Below are 20,671 nucleotides of genomic sequence, written 5' to 3' on the forward strand. Positions count from 1 at the left end.
CAGAAAGACTGCCCAGACTACCAATCTCAAACCCGCAGACTCTCGTTATGAACGAGGGACCCAAGGGGGGCAGGTCACGGGACGCCCCCGTTCCGTTCAAGGGGAATCGCCCGGGCGCCGGGTCCGCAACCGGCTTTACCCCTCCGGGCGACGGGCTAGGATCAGCCCATGCGGCGGCAGCGGGAGACCCTTGGATGAAATCGCTTCGGCTCTGGCAGGTCGTCCGCCTGTCGCGCAGGCTCTGGGTGCGCAGCAGCCTGATCGCGGTGCTCGGGATCGTCGCGGCCGGGGCGGCGGCGCTGCTGGGGCCGGTCATCCCGCAAGAACTTGCGGACAGGCTGGGCGAGAATGCGGTGATGCCGGTGCTCGATGTGCTGGCCTCGTCGATGCTGGCGGTCACGACCTTCTCGCTGTCGATCATGGTCACGACGCACCGCCAGGCCTCAAGCCAGGTCACGCCGCGCTCGCACCGGCTGCTGCTGGAGGACACCACGACCCAGACCGTGCTGGCGACTTTCATCGGCGCCTTCATCTTCGCGCTGGTCTCGATCATCCTGTTCCGGGCGGGCGCCTATACCGGCGCCGCGCCCTTCGTGCTGTTTGCCTTCACCGTGCTGGTGGTGGCGCTGGTGGTGGTGGCGATCCTGCGCTGGATCGACCATCTGTCACGGCTCGGCAGCATGGACGAGACCATCGCCCAGGCGACCCTTCGCGCCCGCGAGACGCTGACCGCGGCCCGCACCGCCCCGAGCCTGCTGGCCACCCCCCTGCCCGACGGAGAAACCCCGCCCGACGGCGCCGAGGCCGTGCCCGCGCCGCGGGGCGGTTATGTCCAGCTTGTCGACATGGCGGCGCTGTCCGAGCAGGCTGAAAGGGCCGGGGCCGAAATCTGGATCAACGCCGTGCCCGGCAGCTTTCTCGTCACCGGTCGGGCGCTGGCCCATGTCCATCCGCCGGGCGCGCTCGACGCCGCCCGCATTGCCACAGCCTTCGAGATCGAGGCGGTGCGCAGCTTCGAACAGGATGCGCGCTTCGCGCTGATCGTGCTGTCCGAGATTGCCTCGCGCGCACTGTCGCCCGGGATCAACGACCCGGGCACTGCCATCGACATTCTCGGGCGGCTGGAACGGCTTCTGGCCGAATGCCCGGCCGCGGGCGACGAGATCCGCTACCCGAGGCTTCACGCCCCGGCGCTCCGCGCCGACGATCTGGTCGAGGACGCCTTCGCCGCCATCGCCCGCGACGGCGCCCCGATGCGCGAGGTGGCGCTGCGGCTCATGCATGCGCTGAACACGCTGCGCCAGGGCGACGATCCCGCCCTGGCCCGCGCCGCCGCGGCGATGACCCGCCGGGCGTTGACCCATGCCGAGGCCGCGCTGGTGATCGACGAGGACAAGGCCGCGCTAAGGCGCTTGGCGGGGCTCTAGGGGTTCCGACCCGGCACCGGTCGCGACGACCTGTGGTCCGGAGGGACAATCCCGTTCTGAAACCAGGCGCCGCACTCCCGACGCCGGGACCCGCAGTGGCCGGAACGGTCTGCCTTTCATGGGCCCCCGCCACGCTCACCGTCCCCCGAAGCAGCCGTTCAGGCAACGCTCCGCCGACGAGAGCTCCGAGCCCAGAGCAACCGATGCAGTGCGCCGAACGAGTGTCCCCTATATCTACCTTCTCCAGATCGACCGCTCCGGATCTCCAGTGCCTAAGCCGCAGCACCCATCCGGTTACTGGATGCAGTTGCGAAAAGCGATCCGGATCGCCGGCTCCATGTTTTTCTCGTTCCCGAGGAACTTTTCAGTGATGCAGGCGCCGTAGGCGGCGTCATCGTAGAGGAAAGAGGGCGTGCCTTGCACCACGGGGCTGCGGCCGAGCGGAAAGCGCACACCGAAGCCTCCGGGCCGATCCACTATGCGGATGCTGGAAGCCTCAACGCGGTTTCCAAGGATGCGATGGGCTCCTTGACCTTGTGAGTACGAGCCGGCAGGCAAGCATTGATCGACAAGCCAGCTCCGTAGGCTCCACGCGGATTCTTCGGCAGGCTCCTCGGCGGCGAAAATGTCGAAGTATGCGCCACCTGACTCGGTGCAAAGGGCGGCCATTTTGTACTTGCGATCAGCACGCTCTGACACGGCGATCACGCCTTCGCCGAGTAGTTCGATGTCCCACTCACTCCACGCGGCAGACGCATATATGAGACCAGTCTCCCTAGCCTCTGCGCCCTCCTCAATCCAATACATCTCGTCGGGTCCACTGAGGCCGGCATTCACTAGGATGCGGCCATCCACCCCCATCCTCAGGATGTAGTCGAGGAGCAACGAGACAAGCGTTTGCTCAACACCCTCTTGGACAAGCACCGGTGCGCCATCAGCGATACCCTCAGCCCGCCCCGCGCGATAGAACTGATGAACGCCGATGCGAGAGCCAGGATCGATCCGCCGCTCGATGCCGCCCATGAAGGCGTAGGCGCATGCAGACGCGCAGACGCCGGGAGTGCGGCGAGTGAAGTCCCAGTAAGGCATGTTCGGCCAGTCCGGGTGCGGCTCATGGTCACCGACTTCTGTTGTGAAGCCACGACGGCGGAGCTCTTCGCCGAGTTGGATACCTTCCAGCAGGTTCCCGCCGGGCGAGTTGAGGCGTATCCGTTTGGGCAACCAGTCGGGCCCCTCATCCAGAAAGGTCACGAAGTCTTCGAGCGTCGTTTCATCGATCTGACCGTCTGCCTGAATCCAAGTCGCGTCATTGGATCTGTGATCTGTTCCGCCAAGAATGAAATCCATGGCAGCAGCCGGCATCGCCATCGAAATAGAGGCTACAAGAGCAGCAAGCATGGACCGCACGTGAACAACTCCATCCCAATGGTCCCTGAAGGGAGTTTTTCGCAAATATTGCCCTCAGAAACAATGTTCGGACGGAACACGAGGGTGTTGGGAGTAGACCTGTGAAGCCACAGTGCCAATGGCGGAAAAGTCCGCCCTGCCGACGCTCGCGCCCGTCTCGACGGAAGGCCGCTTAGGCACAGGCTTCCGGTCGGGAGCCGATGCTTCCGACGGAAATGGCGGATCGACCCCGTGAAAGGCCGCGCATGACAACGGCCCCGGGCAGAGGCCGGGGCCGTGTACGTGATGCGCGCTGGCCTATTCGGCCGCGTCGGCGAGCTCTTCGACCGGCGGGCAGGTGCAGATCAGGTTGCGGTCGCCATAGGCGTTGTCGACGCGCCCGACCGGCGGCCAGTACTTGTCGACACGGAACGCCCCCGGCGGGAAGCAGCCCCGCTCGCGCGAATAGGGGCGGTCCCAGTCGGCGACCAGATCCTCGACCGTATGCGGCGCCTTCTTCAGCGGGTTGTTGCCCTTCTCGATCCGGCCCTCGGCGATCTCGCGGATCTCGTCGCGGATCGCCAGCATCGCGGTGACAAAGCGGTCGAGCTCGGCCTTGGTCTCGGACTCGGTCGGCTCGATCATCAGCGTGCCCGCCACCGGCCAGCTCATGGTGGGCGCATGGAAGCCGCAATCGATCAGCCGCTTGGCGATATCGTCGACGGTGACCCCGGCCGTGTCCACGAAATCGCGGGTATCGACGATGCATTCATGCGCGACCCGGCCGTTCCGGCCCTTGAAGAGCACGTCATAGGCGCCCTCAAGCCGCTTCGCGATGTAATTGGCATTCAGGATCGCGACCTTGGTGGCCTGGGTCAGCCCGGCGCCCCCCATCAGCAGCACATAGGCATAGCTGATCGGCAGGATCGAGGCCGACCCGTGCATCGCGCCGCTGACCGCACCGGTCCCGCCGGTCGCGGGATCGGCGGGCAGATAGGGCGCCAGATGCGCCTTGACGCCGATCGGTCCCATACCCGGGCCGCCGCCGCCATGCGGGATGCAGAAGGTCTTGTGCAGGTTCAGGTGGCTGACATCCGACCCGATCTCGCCGGGTTTCACGAGGCCCACCAGCGCGTTCAGGTTGGCCCCGTCCAGATAGACCTGCCCGCCATGGGCATGGGTGATCTCGCAGACCTCGCGCACGGTCTCCTCGAAGACGCCATGGGTCGAGGGATAGGTGATCATGCAGGCCGCCAGATCGCCGCCCGCAGCTTGGGCCTTGGCGCGGAAATCTTCAAGGTCGATATCGCCGTTCTCGGCCGACTTGACCGCCACGACCTTCATCCCCGCCATCTGCGCCGAGGCCGGGTTGGTCCCGTGCGCCGAGGTCGGGATCAGGCAGATCCGCCGGTGCCCCTCGCCCCGCGCCCGGTGATAGGCGGCGATGGTCATCAGCCCCGCATATTCGCCCGCCGCGCCCGAATTGGGCTGGAAGGACATCGCGTCATAGCCGGTGATCCGGCACAGCTTGTCGGCCAGATCGTCCAGCATCTCGGCAAAGCCCCGGACCTGATCGGCCGGCGCCAGCGGGTGGATGTTGGAGAACTCGGGCCAGGTGATCGGCATCATCTCGACCGCGGCGTTCAGCTTCATGGTGCAGGACCCCAGCGGGATCATCGCCCGGTCCAGTGCCAGATCGCGGTCGGCCAGACGGCGCATGTAGCGCATCATCTCGGTCTCGGCCCGGTTCATCTGGAAGACCGGATGGGTCAGGAAATCGCTCTCGCGGATCATGCCCTCGGGGAAGCGGTATTCGCCGTCGCCGCCCTTGTCCTTGCGTTCGATCCCGAAGGCGCGCCAGAGCGCCTCGATGGACGCAGGCCGGGTGGTCTCGTCCAGCGCGATGCCGAGCTTGGTCGTGCCGATCCGGCGCAGGTTGATCTTCTCGGCCAGGGCCGCCTTGTAGATCACGCCCTGCATCGGGCCGACATCGACGGTGAAGGTGTCGAAGAATTCGGCCGGTTCGACGGTGAACCCCGCCTCCTGCAACCCACGCGCGGTGCGCACCGCCTTGCGGTGGATGCGCTGGGCGATGGCACTCAGTCCCTTGGGACCGTGGAAGACGGCATAGAAGCCCGCCATCACCGCCAGCAGTGCCTGGGCGGTGCAGACATTCGAGGTCGCCTTCTCGCGGCGGATATGCTGCTCGCGGGTCTGGAGCGCCAGACGATAGGCCTTGTTGCCGCGCGCATCGACCGAGACGCCGACAATCCGGCCCGGCATCGCCCGCTTGTAGGCGCCGCGGCAGGCCATATAGGCCGCATGCGGGCCGCCAAAGCCCATCGGCACGCCGAAGCGCTGGGTGGAGCCCACGGCGATGTCGGCCCCCATCGCCCCCGGCTCCTTCAGCACGACCAGCGCCATCGGGTCGGCCACGACGATGCCCAGCGCCTCGGCCGCGTGCAGATCGGCGATCGGGCCGGTGAAGTCGTGGATATGGCCGTAGGTGCCGGGATACTGGAAGAGCCCGGCAAAGACCTTTTCGGGGTCCAGATCGGTGAAGGGGTCGCCGACGATCACCTCGATCCCAAGCGGCTCGGCCCGGGTCCGGATCACCGCGATGTTCTGCGGATGGCAGTCGCGGTCGACGAAGATCGCGGACGCCTTCGATTTCGCCACCCGCTGCGCCATGGTCATCGCCTCGGCGCAGGCGGTGGCCTCGTCCAGGAGCGACGCATTGGCAATCTCAAGCCCGGTGAGGTCCGACACCATCGTCTGGTAGTTCAGCAGCGCCTCGAGCCGACCCTGGCTGATTTCCGGCTGATAGGGCGTGTAGGCCGTGTACCAGGCGGGGTTTTCCAGGATGTTGCGCTGGATCGCGGGCGGCGTGACGGTGCCGTAATAGCCCTGCCCGATCAGCGTGGTGAAGGCGCGGTTCTTCTTCGCGATCTGGCGCATCGCCCACAGCATCTCGCGTTCGGACTTGGGCTTGCCGAAATCGAGCGGCTCGGCCTGAAGGATGCTGTCGGGCACGGTCTCTCCGATCAGCTCTTCGAGGCTTCGCAGCCCCAGCACCTCCAGCATCTCGGTCATTTCCTCCGGAGAGGGGCCGATATGGCGGCGGTTCGCGAAATCGTAGGGCAGGTAGGTGCTGGGGGTATAAGGCATGAGTGTCCCGAAATCAGTCGATGAAGGCCCGGTAGGCGGCTTCGTCCATGAACTCGTCGAGCGCCGAGAGGTCCTCGATCTTCATCTTGAAGAACCAGCCGTCGCCGGTCGGGTCCTCGTTGACCTTGGCCGGCGCGTCGGTCAGGGCCTGGTTGACCTCGACGATCTCGCCATCCAGGGGCGCGAGGATGTCAGAGGCCGCCTTGACGCTTTCGATCACCACCACCTCGTCATCCTTCGAGACGGTCGTGCCCTCTTCGGGCAGATCGACGAAGACCACGTCGCCCAGCTGTTCGGCGGCATGATCGGTGATGCCCACGACGACGAGATCGTCCTCGACGCGGAGCCATTCGTGCTGTTCGGTGAATTTCATCGCTAGTGTCCCTCAGCGCTTGTAGGTCGACGGGCGGAACGGCAGGCGCACGATTTCGGCCGGCAGGCGTTTGCCGCGCACCTCGCCCCAGAGTTTGGCCCCTTCCAGGGCAAGATCAACGGGCACATAGGCCATCGAGACGGGCGCCTCGACCGACGGGCCGAACCCGCCCGAGGTCACCGTGCCGACCGGATCGCCGCCGGTCTCTGCGGCGAAAAGCGCGGTGCCCTCGCGCATCGGCGCACGGCCTTCGGGGCGCAGCCCCACCCGCTGGCGCGCCGCGCCGGTGGCCAGCTCGGCAAGGATGCGCGCAGCGCCGGGAAAACCGCCTTCGCGCGCGCCGCCGGTGCGGCGCGCCTTCTGGATCGCCCAGGCCAGATCGGCCTCGACCGGCGAGGTCCCGGTGTCGATGTCATGGCCGTAAAGGCAGAGCCCGGCCTCCAGCCTGAGGCTGTCGCGGGCGCCGAGCCCGATCGCCTCGACCGCCTCATGCGCCAGAAGCTGCCGGGCCAGCGCCTCGGCACGCTCGGCCGGCACCGAGATCTCGAACCCGTCCTCGCCGGTATAGCCCGAGCGCGACACCCAGAGCGGGCCATCAGCCGTGTCGATGATCGCCACATCCATGAAGCGCATGTCGGACACGCCGGGCGCCACGGTTTCCAGCACGGCGGCGGCCTCGGGCCCCTGCAGCGCCAGCAGCGCGCGGTCGGTCAGCTCGACGATGTCACAATCGCAGCCGATAGCGGCGTGCAGATGGGCAAGATCCTCGGCCTTGCAGGCGGCGTTGAGCACGAGAAAAAGATCGTCGCAGCGCCGCGCCACCATCAGGTCGTCCAGAATGCCGCCCGCGTCATTGGTGAACATCGCATAGCGCTGGCGGCCGAGCTTCAGCCCGACCAGATCCACCGGCACCAGATGTTCCAGCGCGATGGCCGCATGCTCGACCATGCCCGATTTCGGGCGCAGGCTGACCTGGCCCATATGGCTGACATCGAACAGCCCCGCGCGCGCCCGGCAATGCAGATGTTCCTTCATCACGCCAAGGCCGTATTGCACGGGCATCTCGTAGCCCGCGAAGGGCACCATCTTCGCGCCCAGTTCCAGATGCAGATCGTAAAGCGCGGTGCGCTGCAAGGCCGACATGGCAAACCATTCCCCTAGCCGGATGCGTGCATGCATCGCGGCATCGCGGACGCCCCCCATGGACGTCCCCTCCGATGCCCCCTCTGTCCCTTCGCCTGAGATCGCTATCCCTTCGGCGGACGCCTCGCGCGCCTCTCTCCAGAGTCCGTGTCCGTCCGCGGTCCTTGCTGCCTGAGAGTTTACCGGGGCGGTTGCTCCTTCGGCACCGACGACAAGCGCCGGATTCTCCCGGGGACGGATGCCGCGAGACGTAGATCATGCGTCGTTTTCCGGCAAGGGCCGTTCTGGCGGACCCTGTCCGAAAGCGGCTGGACGACGAAAGAAAAGGGGCCCGGCAGGGGCCCCTCGCGCAAACTTCCGGAAGGTCTCGTGACCGAAGCCGGTCGAATTTTCCGCGACCGGTGCCCGGACGGGCGCGCCTAGCCCGGTTTCTTCTGCAGAAGCGGCAACAGATCGCCCATTTCGGGGCCTTTGGCCCGGCCGGTCACGGCCTTGCGCAGCGGCATGAAAAGCCCCTTGCCCTTGCGGCCGGTCCTGGCCTTGACCTCGGCCGTCCAGGCGCCCCAGGTCGCGTCGTCATAGGGCGGCTCGGGCAGCAGCGCGAACGCCTCGGTCACGAAGGCGCGGTCTTCCTCGTCGACCAGCGGTTCGGCGCCGTTGCGGCACAGCGCCCACCAGCCCGGCAGGTCGCGCCGGGTGACGATGTTCTCGCGCATCACCTGCCAGAACCGTTCGGCCAGATCGTCCGGCACACCCAGCGCCGCGATCTCGGCCCGGACGGCCGCGAAGGGCAGCCCGTGCAGATGCCGGGCGGTCAGCGGGAACAGGTCGTGTTCGTCGAATTTCGTCGGCGCCGCGCCGAAGGTACCGATATCGAAGCCCTCGATCAGCTCGTCGAGGCTGCCCGCCAGTTCGACCGGCTGCGACGAGCCCAGCCGCGCCATCAGCGACAAAAGCGCCATCGGCTCGACCCCCTGCTCGCGCAGATCGCGCAGCGACAGATGGCCCAGCCGCTTGGACAGAGCCTCGCCCTGGGCGCCGGTCAGCAGCGAATGGTGGGCAAAGCGCGGCGCGGTGCCGCCGACCGCGCCGATGATCTGGATCTGGGTCGCGGTATTGGTGACGTGATCCGACCCGCGCACGATATAGGTCACGCCCATGTCGACATCGTCGACCACCGAGGCGAAGGTATACAGCACCTGCCCGTCGCCCCGGATCAGCACCGGGTCCGACACGCTGGCCGCGTCGATGGAAATGTCGCCCAGAATGCCGTCGGTCCAGTCGATCCGCTCGCGGTCCAGAAGAAAACGCCAATGCCCGGGGCGCTCGGCCCGAAGGGCTGCCTTCTCGTCCTCGGACAGGTCCAGCGCGGCGCGGTCATAGACCGGCGGCTTGCCCATGTTCAGCTGCTTCTTGCGCTTCAGATCCAGCTCGGTCGGGGTCTCGAAACATTCGTAAAGCCGCCCCGAGGCGCGCAGTTCGGCGGCAACCTCTGCATAGCGGTCGAGCCGCGCCGATTGCTGCTCTTCGCGGTCCCAGCTGAAGCCCAGCCATTCGAGGTCCTCGCGGATGCCGTCGATATATTCCTGCTTGGACCGTTCGGGGTCGGTATCGTCGAAGCGCAGGATGAAGGTGCCGCCCGCCTTGCGGGCGATCATGTAGTTGAACAATGCGGTGCGCAGGTTGCCCACATGGATGTAGCCGGTGGGCGACGGCGCGAAACGGGTGACGGTGGTCATGGGCATTCTCCTTGCGCGCCCGCTCTTCCACACCGACGCCGTTTTGTCCATATCGGGCCCATGACAGACCCGATCCGCCACGGCCTTCCGCCCTCGCTCGACGACATTGCCGACATCGCCGCGGCCGCCCGCGACGCTTTGCCCGAACCGTTCCGCGGTCCCGCCCGCGAAGTCGCGATCCGGGTCGAGGATCTGGCCCCCGACGAGATGCTGGACGAGCTTGACATCGACAGCCCGTTCGAGCTGACCGGGCTTTACGACGGCATCCCGCTGACCGAGAAATCGGTGATGGACCAGCCCGACCGGCCCGACACGATCTGGCTGTTCCGCCGCGCCATCCTCGACGAATGGGTCGAGCGCGAGGAGGTGACCCTGACCGAACTGGTCACCCATGTGCTGATCCACGAGATCGCGCATCATTTCGGCTGGTCCGACGACGACATCGCCTCGATCGACCCCTGGTGGGAATGATCCGCCCCGGTGCCTCCTTGCCGCAGGGCGCGCCCGCCCGCGATCCTGTCCACGGCTCGCGCCGTCGTGACATGACCGTGACATGGTCGTGACATGGCTAGGCGGCGGATCGCGCCTATCCTTCCCCGCAGGGAAGATCCGGCCGCGTGCCGGACCAGCAGAGGGAGACCCGCGATGACCGAGATGACCCGCCGCCACGCGCTTCTGGCCGGGGCCGCGCTGCCGCTTTGCGCGGCCGCCGCCCCGCCGGCCCGGGCCGCCGCCCCGATGATGGGCCCGGCCCGGCCGCCCTTCAACCGGTTCACGCTGGGCGCGTTCGAAGTGACGACGATCCTTGCCGGAACCCGCACCGTGCCCGACCCGCAGACGATCTTCGGACTGAATGTCGAACCCGAACGATTCGCCGCCGTGTCCGAGGCGGCGATGATCCCGGCCGACAGGGCGCAGTTCTTCTTTACCCCGACCGTGGTCAATACCGGATCCGAGCTGATCCTCTTCGATACCGGGCTTGCGCCCCAGGGCACCGTCGCCGCGCTGGCGGCCGCGGGCTACACTCCCGACCAGATCGACACCGTTGTCATCACCCATATGCATGGCGACCATATCGGCGGGCTGATGGAGGACGGGGCCGAGACCTTTTCCAAGGCCCGCTACGTCACCGGCGCGGTCGAGTTCGACGCCTGGGACATGTCGGGCGACGAAGGCTTCGAGGCCAAGGTGCGGCCGCTGGCCGACAAGACGCGCTTTCTCGACGATGACGGCGAGGCCGCGCCGGGTGTCACCGCCGTCGCGGCCTTCGGCCATACGCCGGGGCATATGGCTTACCGGCTGGAAAGCGAGGGCAAGGCGCTGCTGATCGGCGCCGATTTCGCCAATCACTATGTCTGGTCGCTGGCCCATCCCGACTGGGAGGTGCGCTATGACCGCGACAAGGCGGCGGCGGCGGCCACCCGCCGGCGGCTTCTGGACATGCTGGCGGCCGAACGGATGCCCTTCATCGGCTATCACATGCCGTTCCCGGCGCTGGGCTATGTCGAGGCGTTGGCCGACGGCTATCGCTATATGCCCGCCAGCTATCAGATGATGCTGGACTAGGTGTTCCATCCCGGATGATCACATGGCCCCCCGTCGGTCTGCCCTGTTCATGGCAAGATCGCTTCTGCGCGAGGTCCGGGATGGAGGGCGGAGGTGCCGATCTCTCTTCACAAGCAGGCGACGACGACACCCAGTATCCGGGCGGCGATCCAGGCGCGCTGCAACCGGACAGCACGCGTTTGATCTGCTCTGCACGGACCTTGGCATCGAACATCGCCTCGCGCCTCCGATGCGGCCGCAGGCGAACGGCATGGCCGAGCGGTTCAACGGCCGGATAGGGGGCGTGCTCCAGAGCCATCGCTTCCACAGCGGCGAGGACCTCGAGAAAACTATCCTGCGCTGCGTGCACCTCTGCAACAGCCAGCTGCCGCAATCGGCCCTGAAGGCCAGAACACCGGTCGACGCCCTCAAGGACTGGCAAGGTCAACGGCCCGAACGCTTCAGGAAGCGGGTCTGCAATCACGCGGGATGTGACAGCTGGGCGGCAGGCAGAAGGTCGTTGCGGCCCGGACGGCCGAGGTGCCCGGAAACGGGCTTGGCCTCGCGCGGCGGGGGTGGCACTCTCGCGGCGCGAATGCCAAGGACCATCCCACCCATGCACGATATCCTGACCGTCACGCTCAACCCGACCGTGGACCTGTCGACTTCGGTCGCCCATGTCGTGCCCGGCGACAAGCTGCGCTGTGCCCCGCCGGTGACCGATCCGGGCGGCGGCGGCATCAACGTGTCGCGCGCGATACGGCTTCTGGGCGGCGAAAGCCGCGCGCTGGTGGCGCTGGGCGGCCATAACGGCGACAAGCTGCGGGCGCTGCTGGAACATGAGGGCATCCGGCTCATTCCGCTGGTGGCGCCGGGCGAGACCCGGATGAGCCTTGCCGTCACCGACAGCACCTCGGGCGAGCAGTTCCGCTTCGTGCTGCCGGGGCCGATCTGGAACGAGGCCGGGCTGAAGGCCACGCTGGCGGCGGTGACGACGGCGGTGCCCGAGGCGGGCTATGTCGTGATCTCGGGCAGCCTGCCCCGCGGCCTGCCCGAGGATTTCACCGAACGGGTCTGCGCCAAGATCGGGTCACGCGGCGCGCGCGTCCTCGCCGACACCTCGGGCCCGGCCCTGACCCGGCTGGCCGAGGCGCGGGATGCGGTGCCCTATGTGCTGCGCATGGACGGGCTCGAGGCCGAGGAGCTGGCCGGGCGCGCCCTGCCCGACCGCAAGGACAGCGCCGATTTCGCCTCGGAACTGGTGGCGCGGGGCGTGGCCTCGATCGTGGTGATCGCGCGGGGCGCGGAGGGCAACGTGCTGGCGGCCGAGGGGCTGAGGCTGCATGTGGCGGCGGCCAAGGTGCCGGTGCGATCGCTGGTGGGGGCGGGCGACAGCTTCGTCGGCGCCTTCGTGCTGGCGCTGGCGCGCGGCGCCGAGCTGGCCCGCGCGCTGCAATGGGGCGCTGCGGCCGCCAGCGCGGCGGTGATGACCGATGCCACCGCGCTGTGCACCCGCGAGGATACCGAGGCGCTTCTCGACCGCTGCCCCGTCACCGAGATCTGAGCGCCGCCGGGCGCCGCGCGGTCAGGCGATCAGCTTGCCCGCGACCTCGACCAGCCGCCGGGCCTGATGAGCAACCGCGGCCTTGCCGGCGTCGTCGAATTCTCCCGCCTTGGCGGAATATCCATAGGGATTGCCCCCGGCCGCTGTGACGGTGTCGTCGGTGAAGCCCGGCGGCACCAGGATCGAGCCCCAATGCATGAAGGTCGGGTACAGCGTCAGCAGCGTCCCTTCCTGACCGCCATGCAGGTTCATCGCGCTGGAGGTGGCGGTCACGGCCTTGTTGGCCAGCTTGCCCTGCTGCCAGACCGGCCCGAGCGTGTCGATGAAGGCGCGCAACTGGCTGGCCGCGACACCGAACCGGGTGGGCGTCGAGAAGAAGAAGGCGTCGGCCCAGGCCAGGTCCTCGGGCGTGGCCTCGGGAATATGGGCCATCTTCTCGGCCTGGGCGGCCCAGGCCTCCTGCCCCTTGACGACCTCTTCGGGCGCGGTCTCGGCCACCCGACGAAGGCGCACTTCGGCCCCCGCGGCGGCAGCGGCCTCGGCGGCGGCCTCGGCGATCTGGTGGTTGGTTCCGTAGGTCGAATAGAAGATCACGGCGACTTTGGGTTGGGCCATGGCGGGTCCCTCCGGTCAGGTTGCAGTCAGGTGGTTCTGCGTCCTGAGATATGGGGCGGGCGCCTTGGGTCCAGTCGCCACAGGCGCAGGGCATCCGTGCGGCGCGGCACGGAACGACCGGGCGCGATTTTTCTGCGAAAAATCGGGGTCCCGTTCAGGACGGGTCGCGCCAGCGGTTGACGATGGGATAGCGCCGGTCGAGCCAGAATGCCCGCGGCGTCAGACGGGCTCCGGGAGCCGACTGGAAACGTTTGTATTCGCTGATGTAAAGCAGATGCTCCACCCGCTTCACCGTCTCTTCGTCAAACCCTTCCGCGACGAGATCCGATACCGACAGGTCCTCGTCGACCAGCGCCTCGAGGATCCGGTCGAGCACCGGATAGGGCGGCAGGCTGTCCTCGTCCTTCTGATCGGCCCGCAGTTCCGCCGAGGGCGACTTCTCGATCACCCGGGGCGGGATCACCTCGCCCGCCGGTCCCTTCATCCAGGGCCGGTGATGGGCGTTGCGCCAGCGGCAGGTCTCGAAGACGCGGGTCTTGTAGAGATCCTTGATCGGATTGTAGCCGCCCGCCATGTCGCCATAGATCGTGGCATAGCCGACCGCCACTTCCGACTTGTTGCCGGTGGTCAGGAGCATCGCGCCGAACTTGTTCGAGATCGCCATCAGGATCAGCCCGCGCAGCCTCGACTGCACGTTCTCTTCGGTGATGCCGGGCGCGGTGCCTTCGAAAAGCGGGCCGAGCGCCTCGCCGACGGCCGCCTGCGGCCCCGAGATCGGCACCTCGTCGAGCCGGCAGCCCAGCGCCGTCGCCACCGCCGCCGCATCCTCGAGCGACGCGGCCGAGGTGAACTCCGAAGGCAGCATCACGCAATGGACGTTCTCGGGCCCCAGCGCATCGGCCGCGATCGCCGCGACCAGCGCCGAGTCGATCCCGCCAGACAGCCCCAGCACCACCTTCGAGAACCCGCTTTTCACGACATAGGCGCCAAGCCCGGTCACCATCGCGCGGTAGTCCTGTTCCCAGGCATCGGGCAGCGGGGCAAGCGCGCCCGGCCCGGCGCGCCAGCCCTCGGGCGTGCGGCGAAACTCGACATGGGTCAGCGCCTCGTCCAGCACCGGCATCTGCAGCGCCAGCGCCCCGCCCGGGTTCAGCACGAACGACCCCCCATCGAAGACCTGGTCGTCCTGCCCGCCCACGAGGTTGAGATAGACCAGCGGCAGCCCGGTCTCGACGACGCGCGCGACCATGATGGTCTTCCGCTGGTCGAGCTTGCCACGATGATAGGGCGAGCCGTTCGGCACCAGCAGGATCTCGGCCCCGGTCTCGGCCAGGGCCTCGGTCACGTCCTCGTACCAGGCATCCTCGCAGATCGGCGTGCCGATCCGGAGCGGCCCGATCCGGTAGGGGCCGCTGATCGGCCCGCTGCGATAGACACGCTTTTCGTCGAAGACCTCGTCATTGGGCAGATGATGCTTGAGGATGCGGGCCGCGATCCGGCCGCCCTCGCAGATGAGATAGGCGTTGTAGCGCCCCTCATCATCCGCGACCGGCGCCCCGATCCCAAGCGCAGGCCCGACGGCGCAATCGCGCGCCAGTGCCTCGAGATGGGCGGCCACATCGGCGAGGAAGGCGGGCTTCAGCACCAGATCCTGCACCTGATAGCCGGTCAGGAACATCTCGGGCAGCGCCACCATGTCGGCGCCCGCGTCGCGCCCGGCCGCCCAGGCGGCGCGTGCCTTGGCGGCATTCTCGGCCAGCGCCCCGACCGTCGGGTCGAGCTGGGCCAGGGTCAGGCGGAACCGGTCGTCGGCCATGAAAGTCCTCGTCGCGTCCTGTTCCGCCTCTTAGCAGACTGACGGCCAAGTGAAAGACATCGGGTGGTGAAAAGCGTTGTAAGCCCGCCGAGGCTCCACTAGGGTTTCCGCGCTTTCAAAGAGAACCGCGACACGGCAGGGCGATGGGGGCTCGGGTGCAGAAAACAGGCAGGATCACGGCGCGTCTGGCTTTGGTCGCGGCGCTGGCCGCGGGCGGAACCGCTCTGGCCCAGGACAGCGGCGATGTCGTCACCAAGCAATACGACAATGGCGGCATCTACGAGGGCACCTTCAAGAACGGCAAGCAGGACGGCACCGGCACCTACCGGCTGCCCAATGGCTACGAATATTCGGGCCAGTGGGTCGACGGCCGGATCGAGGGCACCGGCATCGCGCGGCTCGTGAACGGGTCGGTCTACGAGGGCCAGTTCAGGGACGGCAAGCCCGAGGGGACCGGCAAGATCACCTTCGCCGATGGCGGCACCTACGAGGGCGAATGGCAGGACGGCAAGATCACCGGCACCGGGGTCGCGGTCTATGCCAACGGGGTGCGCTACGAGGGCGAATTCCGCAACGCGGTCCATCACGGCATCGGCAAGATGACCAGCCCCAACGGCTATGTCTACGAGGGCACCTGGGTCAACGGCGTCAAGGACGGCAAGGGCAGGATCGCCTATCCGGGCGGGCGCGTCTATGAAGGCGAGATGTCCCAGAACCAGCGGTCCGGCAAGGGCACGCTGACCACCCCCGAGGGACTGAGCTATTCCGGGTCCTGGAAGGATGGCGAGATGAACGGTCTCGGCACCCTGACCCAGCCCAACGGCGACATCTACGAGGGCCTCTTCGTCAATGGCGAGCGGCACGGCACCGGCAAGGTCACCTTCGCCAATGGCGACGTCTACGAGGGCGAGTACCGCAACGACAAGCGCCACGGCAAGGGCACGCTGACCGGCGCCGACGGCTATCGCTACGAGGGCGAATGGGTCGCGGGCCGGATCGAGGGGCTGGGCAAGCTGACCTATCCCGACGGCGCGGTCTACGAGGGTCAGTTCCGGGCCGATCTTCCCGACGGCACCGGCAAGGTCACCTATGCCGACGGCTCGACCTATGAGGGCGAATGGACCGGGGGCGTGATCGGCGGCGCGGGCAAGGCCACCTTCCCCAACGGGCTGGTCTACGAGGGCCAGTTCAAGGATGCCGCCTATGACGGCACGGGCACGATGACCCATGCCGGCGGCTACAGCTATACCGGCGACTGGATGGGCGGGCTGCGCCATGGCGAGGGCACCGCGACCTATGCCGACGGCTCGGTCTATTCGGGCAGCTTCGTCAAGGGCCAGCGCGAGGGTCAGGGCACGATCACCATGCCCGACGGGTTCAGCTATACCGGCGGCTGGAAGGCCGGCAAGTTCGACGGCCGCGGCCGCGCCACCTATGCCAATGGCGACATCTACGAGGGCATGTTCTCGGATGGCCGCTACGAGGGCGAGGGCGTGATGAAATACTCGGATGGCGAGATCCGGTCGGGCACCTGGACCAACGGGGTGCTGACGACGGCGCCCGCAGGCGCGGCAGACCGCCCCGAGGCGGCCAGCGCCCCGCCGCCCGCCGACTGAGCCCCCGCGCCTCCGAACGCCGAGCGCGGGCTACATCCCCCCGTCGAAGGTCAGCGAGGCGACCTTCTGCGGCTTGCGGTTGATCGGGCCGGGCATTGTTGCCGAAAGGCGGCCCGAGGCGTGACTTTCCCTTTTCCCTTTTCCCTTTCCCCTTTCCCTTTCCCTTTCCCCTTCAGGTTCAGGCCACGCGGACGCTTTCGGCGGTGCCGGAGCGTTGAGACGGCTGATGAACGAGCCATGTCGCGCCATTGGTCCGAGCGGCAATGGCGAATGACGCGGATGTGGAGTTCGGCGGCTTGGCGGTCCGGGTCGATCGCGGCGATGCGCTCTCCGAAGGACTTGGGGCCGAGCCGATTCAGCGCCACCGGTCCGAGCGAACCGGCGCGGGCATCTTTGCCTCGGCGCGACTTCGGGCGTGGTATCCTGTCCGCCGCGTCCGGAACGCCCTGCCACGGGACCGCGTGGCGCGCAGGGTTTCGTTGCGGGGCAAGCCGATATCCGCCATCGGTCCGGGAGCAGAGCCGAGCGCCGCAGGGCAGTTCTCTGTCCATGGCCGGCCGTTTTTCCGGACCGGGATGATCGCCGTGGCGCCGCGCAGGATGATGGCGCTGTGACCGCGTCGAGTGCCGCAAGCGCCGTCCGCGGTCACGGTGCCGATATCCTCGGCCTGGGGGATCCGGTCGGGCAAGTCCGGCAATGAGGCGGATCGGAAAACGATCCCGGGGATCGTTTTCCCGAGGAAGGGGGTGTCGTCTTCCCGGCCGGGTGTGCCGGGGCCGAGAGCGTCGGCGCGGATGTCCGAAGCGGCGGCATCCCTGGCCAGAGGCCCCTTGCGCCATTGGCGGCGGCCCTGAACGCCATGCTTGCGGGCCTGCCAGTTCGGTTCATCGGGCTTACGCGGCCCGGCTGGGGTCCCGCCCCCGCTTCACCCGAGGAACTCGATCGCGGTGCTGTCCACCAGCAGGTTCGGCGGCTCCTCGGCGCGGCGCCATGCACCATTCACGCTCCTCCCGCAAGGCCCCGGGCCGGGCGCCCTCCTCCTCCGACGGCAACTCGTCCCGACCTCGGCCGATGACATGTTCAATTTTCCGAATTCACGCCGTAACGGAAATCTCCATGTCATATTCGCCGGGCGGACCGGGCTGCGGCCAGACCGCGCGGCGGGTCCCGCGAAAGACCCTTCCCCTGCGCGACCGAGCCGCTTATACTTCCGCCCATGGAACGCCACGGACATATTGCGATCATTACCGCGCAGCCTGCGCGGACGCTGTCCCTCGGCCTTCTTCTTCTCCTTAGCCGCCTCTGAGCGTGCCGGACAGGCGCGACCGCTCAGAGGGTATCTTCCGCGCCGCATTCCCCCGAAGGCTAAGGCTAAAGACAAGAGAGATTCTGCCATGACCGAGAGCTCGCACCAGGACCGCGTCCTGATTTTCGACACCACCCTGCGCGACGGCGAACAAAGCCCCGGCGCCACCATGACCCATGACGAAAAGCTGGAAATCGCGGCGATGCTCGACGAGATGGGCGTCGACATCATCGAGGCGGGCTTCCCGATTGCCTCGGAAGGCGATTTCGAGGCGGTGCGCGACATCGCGAAGAATTCGCGCAACGCAGTGATCTGCGGGCTGGCCCGCGCCCAGTTCCCCGATATCGACCGCGCCTGGGAAGCGGTCCAGCATGCCGCCCGGCCGCGCATCCACACCTTCATCGGCACCTCGCCCCTGCATCGCGACATCACCAAGCTGACGCAGGACGAGATGGTCGAGCGGATCGAGGCGACCGTGGCCCATGCCCGCAATCTCTGCGACAACGTGCAATGGTCGCCGATGGACGCGACCCGGACCGAGCACGATTACCTCTGCCGCGTGGTCGAGACCGCGATCAGGGCGGGCGCGACCACGATCAACATCCCCGACACCGTGGGCTATACCGCGCCGCGCGAAAGCGCGAAACTGATCGAGATGCTGCTGGAGCGCGTGCCCGGCGCCGATCAGATCGTCTTTGCCACGCACTGCCACAACGATCTGGGCATGGCGACGGCGAACGCGCTGGCGGCGGTCGAGGCGGGCGCCCGGCAGATCGAATGCACCATCAACGGGCTTGGCGAACGCGCGGGCAATACCGCACTGGAAGAGGTGGTGATGGCGCTGAAGGTGCGCAACGACATCATGCCCTTCCAGACCGGCATCGACACCACCCGGATCATGGGGCTGAGCCGCAAGGTCGCGACCGTCTCGGGCTTTCCGGTGCAGTTCAACAAGGCCATCGTCGGCAAGAACGCCTTCGCGCATGAATCCGGCATCCACCAGGATGGCGTGCTGAAGAATGCCGAGACCTTCGAGATCATGCGCCCCGCCGATATCGGGCTCAATGCCACCAACCTGGTGATGGGCAAGCATTCGGGCCGCGCCGCGCTGCGCTCGAAGATGAAGGAGCTGGGCTTCGATCTGGGCGACAACCAGCTGAAGGATGTCTTCGTGCGGTTCAAGGCGCTCGCCGACCGCAAGAAGGAGGTCTATGACGACGACCTGCTGGCGCTGATGCGCGACAGCGATCTGGACGCCGAACATGACCGCATCCAGGTCAAGTTCCTGCGGGTGATCTGCGGCACCGAGGCGCCGCAATCGGCCGACCTGATCCTGTCGGTCGACGGGGTCGAGCACCGGGTCACGGCGCAGGGCGACGGGCCGGTCGACGCCACCTTCGCGGCGGTCAAGAAGCTGGTCGAGCATCACGCCCATCTGGAGCTTTACCAGGTGCATGCGGTGACCGGCGGCACCGACGCCCAGGCCACGGTCAGCGTGCGCCTGTCGGAGGACGGCAAGATCGCGACCGGCCAGGCCTCGGACACCGATACCGTGGTGGCCAGCGCCAAGGCCTATGTGAACGCCCTGAATCGGCTGATGGTCCGGCGCGAGAAGACCAAGCCCGAAGGGAACCTGGCCGCGATCTGATCCGCAGCCCCGCTGCCGGGGTGGCGCGCGCTGCGCCCTGCCCCGGTGGCTTTATGTTCGAAAACTGAGACTTTGAGCCTCAAGAACGCGGGAATTTCCCATTACAAATGTTCGATAGGTGAAAGCGGCGGAAAGGCGCTTCCACCCCGTAGAATGCGCCCTTTACCGCCCCGCCGCCGACCGCCTATAACGTGGGCCGGTCCCGGTGGCTGACTCGCGGACCCTGACTTTCAATTGCGGGACCCCACGACATGGCAGGATTTGGCGGATTGTTCTCGTCGGACATGGCGATCGACCTCGGCACGGCGAACACGCTCGTCTATGTCAAGGGACGCGGCATCATCCTCAACGAGCCCTCGGTGGTGGCCTTCCACGTCAAGGACGGGCGCAAGCAGGTGCTGGCCGTCGGCGAGGACGCCAAGCTGATGCTGGGGCGCACACCCGGGTCCATCGAGGCGATCCGGCCGATGCGCGAAGGCGTGATCGCCGATTTCGATGTGGCCGAAGAGATGATCAAGTATTTCATCCGCAAGGTCCACAAGCGCACCACCTTCACCAAGCCCAAGATCATCGTCTGCGTCCCCCATGGCGCGACCCCGGTCGAGAAACGCGCGATCCGCCAGTCGGTGCTGTCGGCGGGCGCCCGCCGCGCGGGCCTGATCGCCGAGCCCATCGCCGCGGCCATCGGCGCGGGCATGCCGATCACCGATCCGACCGGGTCCATGGTCGTCGATATCGGCGGCGGCACCACCGAGGTCGCGGTGCTCAGCCTGGGCGACATCGTCTATGCCCGCTCGGTCCGCGTCGGCGGCGACCGGATGGATGACGGCATCATCAACTACCTGCGCCGCCAGCAGAACATCCTGATCGGCGAGGCCACGGCGGAACGCATCAAGACCTCGATCGGCTCGGCGCGGATGCCCGATGACGGACGCGGCGCGGTCATGCATATCCGGGGCCGCGACCTGTTGAACGGAGTGCCGAAAGAAATCGAGATCAACCAGGCCCAGATCGCCGAGGCGCTGGCCGAACCCGTGCAGCAGATCTGCGAGGCGGTGATGACCGCGCTTGAGGCGACGCCGCCCGATCTGGCGGCCGACATCGTCGACCGCGGCGTGATGCTGACGGGCGGCGGCGCGCTTCTGGGCGAGCTGGACCTTGCGCTGCGCGAGCAGACGGGGCTTGGGATCTCGGTCGCCGACGAGTCACTCAATTGTGTGGCGCTGGGTACCGGCAAGGCGCTGGAATACGAAAAACAGCTCCGGCATGTGATAGATTACGAGAGCTGAGCCCGGCCTGACCCCGGCATGACACCGGCAGGCCGC

The 20,671-nt window shown here is 67.3% G+C and carries 14 protein-coding genes, 2 pseudogenes and 2 riboswitches; of the genes and pseudogenes, 8 read left to right on the forward strand and 8 right to left on the reverse strand.

Annotated features, from left to right (window positions below; translation table 11 throughout):
* The first annotated feature begins 194 nt into the window (after positions 1 to 194).
* Positions 195 to 1,427, forward strand: a complete 1,233-nt coding sequence (locus DSD19_RS16790; protein WP_075785244.1) for a DUF2254 domain-containing protein — start codon at positions 195 to 197, stop codon at positions 1,425 to 1,427.
* Between the two features lie 294 nt (positions 1,428 to 1,721).
* Here DSD19_RS16790 and DSD19_RS16795 read toward each other — a convergent pair whose 3' ends face one another.
* The 5 genes from DSD19_RS16795 to gltX form a co-directional block, all read right to left on the reverse strand.
* Positions 1,722 to 2,825 carry a hypothetical protein gene (locus DSD19_RS16795; RefSeq protein WP_113670440.1) on the reverse strand — a complete coding sequence of 368 codons (1,104 nt, stop codon included), beginning with the start codon at positions 2,823 to 2,825 and terminating at the stop codon, positions 1,722 to 1,724.
* A 306-nt stretch (positions 2,826 to 3,131) separates the two neighbouring features.
* Entirely contained in the window at positions 3,132 to 5,981 is a 2,850-nt protein-coding gene (gcvP, locus tag DSD19_RS16800; protein ID WP_113670441.1) for an aminomethyl-transferring glycine dehydrogenase, read from the reverse strand.
* A gap of 13 nt (positions 5,982 to 5,994) precedes the next feature.
* Positions 5,995 to 6,354, reverse strand: coding sequence for a glycine cleavage system protein GcvH (gcvH, locus tag DSD19_RS16805; RefSeq protein WP_113670442.1), 360 nt, complete (start codon positions 6,352 to 6,354; stop codon positions 5,995 to 5,997).
* 12 nt (positions 6,355 to 6,366) lie between these two features.
* Positions 6,367 to 7,497: a glycine cleavage system aminomethyltransferase GcvT gene (gene gcvT / locus DSD19_RS16810; protein ID WP_113670462.1), complete on the reverse strand. Its 1,131-nt coding sequence runs from the start codon at positions 7,495 to 7,497 to the stop codon at positions 6,367 to 6,369.
* Positions 7,498 to 7,578: 81 nt separating this feature from the next.
* Positions 7,579 to 7,641: riboswitch (glycine riboswitch) on the reverse strand.
* 4 nt (positions 7,642 to 7,645) lie between these two features.
* Positions 7,646 to 7,738: riboswitch (glycine riboswitch) on the reverse strand.
* A gap of 178 nt (positions 7,739 to 7,916) precedes the next feature.
* A complete protein-coding gene (gltX, locus tag DSD19_RS16815; RefSeq protein WP_113670443.1) occupies positions 7,917 to 9,242 on the reverse strand; it encodes a glutamate--tRNA ligase in 1,326 nt (441 codons plus the stop codon).
* Positions 9,243 to 9,296: 54 nt separating this feature from the next.
* Here gltX and DSD19_RS16820 point away from each other — a divergent pair, with 54 nt between their 5' ends.
* The 4 genes and pseudogenes from DSD19_RS16820 (at position 9,297) to DSD19_RS16835 (ending at position 12,345) form a co-directional block, all read left to right on the forward strand.
* Positions 9,297 to 9,707, forward strand: a complete 411-nt coding sequence (locus tag DSD19_RS16820) for a metallopeptidase family protein (RefSeq protein ID WP_113670444.1) — start codon at positions 9,297 to 9,299, stop codon at positions 9,705 to 9,707.
* Positions 9,708 to 9,881: 174 nt separating this feature from the next.
* Positions 9,882 to 10,802, forward strand: a complete 921-nt coding sequence (locus DSD19_RS16825) for an MBL fold metallo-hydrolase (protein ID WP_075785238.1) — start codon at positions 9,882 to 9,884, stop codon at positions 10,800 to 10,802.
* Positions 10,803 to 10,851: 49 nt separating this feature from the next.
* Positions 10,852 to 11,187, forward strand: a pseudogene (locus DSD19_RS16830) (integrase core domain-containing protein); the annotation flags it as partial.
* Positions 11,188 to 11,397: 210 nt separating this feature from the next.
* The gene (locus DSD19_RS16835; RefSeq protein ID WP_113670463.1) at positions 11,398 to 12,345 is read left to right on the forward strand and encodes a 1-phosphofructokinase family hexose kinase; all 948 of its coding nucleotides are present in this window, start codon (positions 11,398 to 11,400) and stop codon (positions 12,343 to 12,345) included.
* Positions 12,346 to 12,366: 21 nt separating this feature from the next.
* Here DSD19_RS16835 and wrbA read toward each other — a convergent pair whose 3' ends face one another.
* The gene (gene wrbA, locus DSD19_RS16840; protein WP_113670445.1) at positions 12,367 to 12,960 is read right to left on the reverse strand and encodes an NAD(P)H:quinone oxidoreductase type IV; all 594 of its coding nucleotides are present in this window, start codon (positions 12,958 to 12,960) and stop codon (positions 12,367 to 12,369) included.
* Positions 12,961 to 13,114: 154 nt separating this feature from the next.
* Positions 13,115 to 14,776 (reverse strand): NAD+ synthase, encoded by a 1,662-nt coding sequence (locus DSD19_RS16845; RefSeq protein ID WP_113670446.1) that lies wholly within the window; start codon positions 14,774 to 14,776, stop codon positions 13,115 to 13,117.
* A gap of 143 nt (positions 14,777 to 14,919) precedes the next feature.
* Between DSD19_RS16845 and DSD19_RS16850 the strand changes: the two genes are divergently transcribed.
* Positions 14,920 to 16,392, forward strand: coding sequence for an MORN repeat-containing protein (locus tag DSD19_RS16850; protein ID WP_081382082.1), 1,473 nt, complete (start codon positions 14,920 to 14,922; stop codon positions 16,390 to 16,392).
* A gap of 272 nt (positions 16,393 to 16,664) precedes the next feature.
* Here the strand turns inward: DSD19_RS16850 and DSD19_RS16855 are convergent.
* Positions 16,665 to 17,548, reverse strand: a pseudogene (locus tag DSD19_RS16855) (hypothetical protein); the annotation flags it as partial.
* A gap of 238 nt (positions 17,549 to 17,786) precedes the next feature.
* On the opposite strand from DSD19_RS16855, the gene DSD19_RS16860 reads away from it, so the two are divergent.
* Entirely contained in the window at positions 17,787 to 19,346 is a 1,560-nt protein-coding gene (locus tag DSD19_RS16860; RefSeq protein WP_075786826.1) for a 2-isopropylmalate synthase, read from the forward strand.
* A gap of 251 nt (positions 19,347 to 19,597) precedes the next feature.
* Positions 19,598 to 20,635, forward strand: a complete 1,038-nt coding sequence (locus DSD19_RS16865; RefSeq protein WP_075786827.1) for a rod shape-determining protein — start codon at positions 19,598 to 19,600, stop codon at positions 20,633 to 20,635.
* Positions 20,636 to 20,671: the final 36 nt, after the last annotated feature.

It is taken from the genome of Rhodovulum sp. BSW8 (assembly GCF_003314725.1).
In the GTDB taxonomy this organism is placed as follows: Bacteria; Pseudomonadota; Alphaproteobacteria; order Rhodobacterales; family Rhodobacteraceae; genus Rhodovulum; species Rhodovulum visakhapatnamense.

Excerpts from the sequence above, each read along its gene's own strand:
- DSD19_RS16790 (WP_075785244.1), top strand. The coding sequence starts at position 195 with ATGAAATCGCTTCGGCTCTGGCAGGTCGTCCGCCTGTCGCGCAGGCTC.
- DSD19_RS16795 (WP_113670440.1), bottom strand. The coding sequence starts at position 2,825 with ATGCTTGCTGCTCTTGTAGCCTCTATTTCGATGGCGATGCCGGCTGCT.
- gcvP (WP_113670441.1), bottom strand. The coding sequence starts at position 5,981 with ATGCCTTATACCCCCAGCACCTACCTGCCCTACGATTTCGCGAACCGC.
- gcvH (WP_113670442.1), bottom strand. The coding sequence starts at position 6,354 with ATGAAATTCACCGAACAGCACGAATGGCTCCGCGTCGAGGACGATCTC.
- gcvT (WP_113670462.1), bottom strand. The coding sequence starts at position 7,497 with ATGTCGGCCTTGCAGCGCACCGCGCTTTACGATCTGCATCTGGAACTG.
- gltX (WP_113670443.1), bottom strand. The coding sequence starts at position 9,242 with ATGCCCATGACCACCGTCACCCGTTTCGCGCCGTCGCCCACCGGCTAC.
- DSD19_RS16820 (WP_113670444.1), top strand. The coding sequence starts at position 9,297 with ATGACAGACCCGATCCGCCACGGCCTTCCGCCCTCGCTCGACGACATT.
- DSD19_RS16825 (WP_075785238.1), top strand. The coding sequence starts at position 9,882 with ATGACCGAGATGACCCGCCGCCACGCGCTTCTGGCCGGGGCCGCGCTG.
- DSD19_RS16835 (WP_113670463.1), top strand. The coding sequence starts at position 11,398 with ATGCACGATATCCTGACCGTCACGCTCAACCCGACCGTGGACCTGTCG.
- wrbA (WP_113670445.1), bottom strand. The coding sequence starts at position 12,960 with ATGGCCCAACCCAAAGTCGCCGTGATCTTCTATTCGACCTACGGAACC.
- DSD19_RS16845 (WP_113670446.1), bottom strand. The coding sequence starts at position 14,776 with ATGGCCGACGACCGGTTCCGCCTGACCCTGGCCCAGCTCGACCCGACG.
- DSD19_RS16850 (WP_081382082.1), top strand. The coding sequence starts at position 14,920 with ATGGGGGCTCGGGTGCAGAAAACAGGCAGGATCACGGCGCGTCTGGCT.
- DSD19_RS16860 (WP_075786826.1), top strand. The coding sequence starts at position 17,787 with ATGACCGAGAGCTCGCACCAGGACCGCGTCCTGATTTTCGACACCACC.
- DSD19_RS16865 (WP_075786827.1), top strand. The coding sequence starts at position 19,598 with ATGGCAGGATTTGGCGGATTGTTCTCGTCGGACATGGCGATCGACCTC.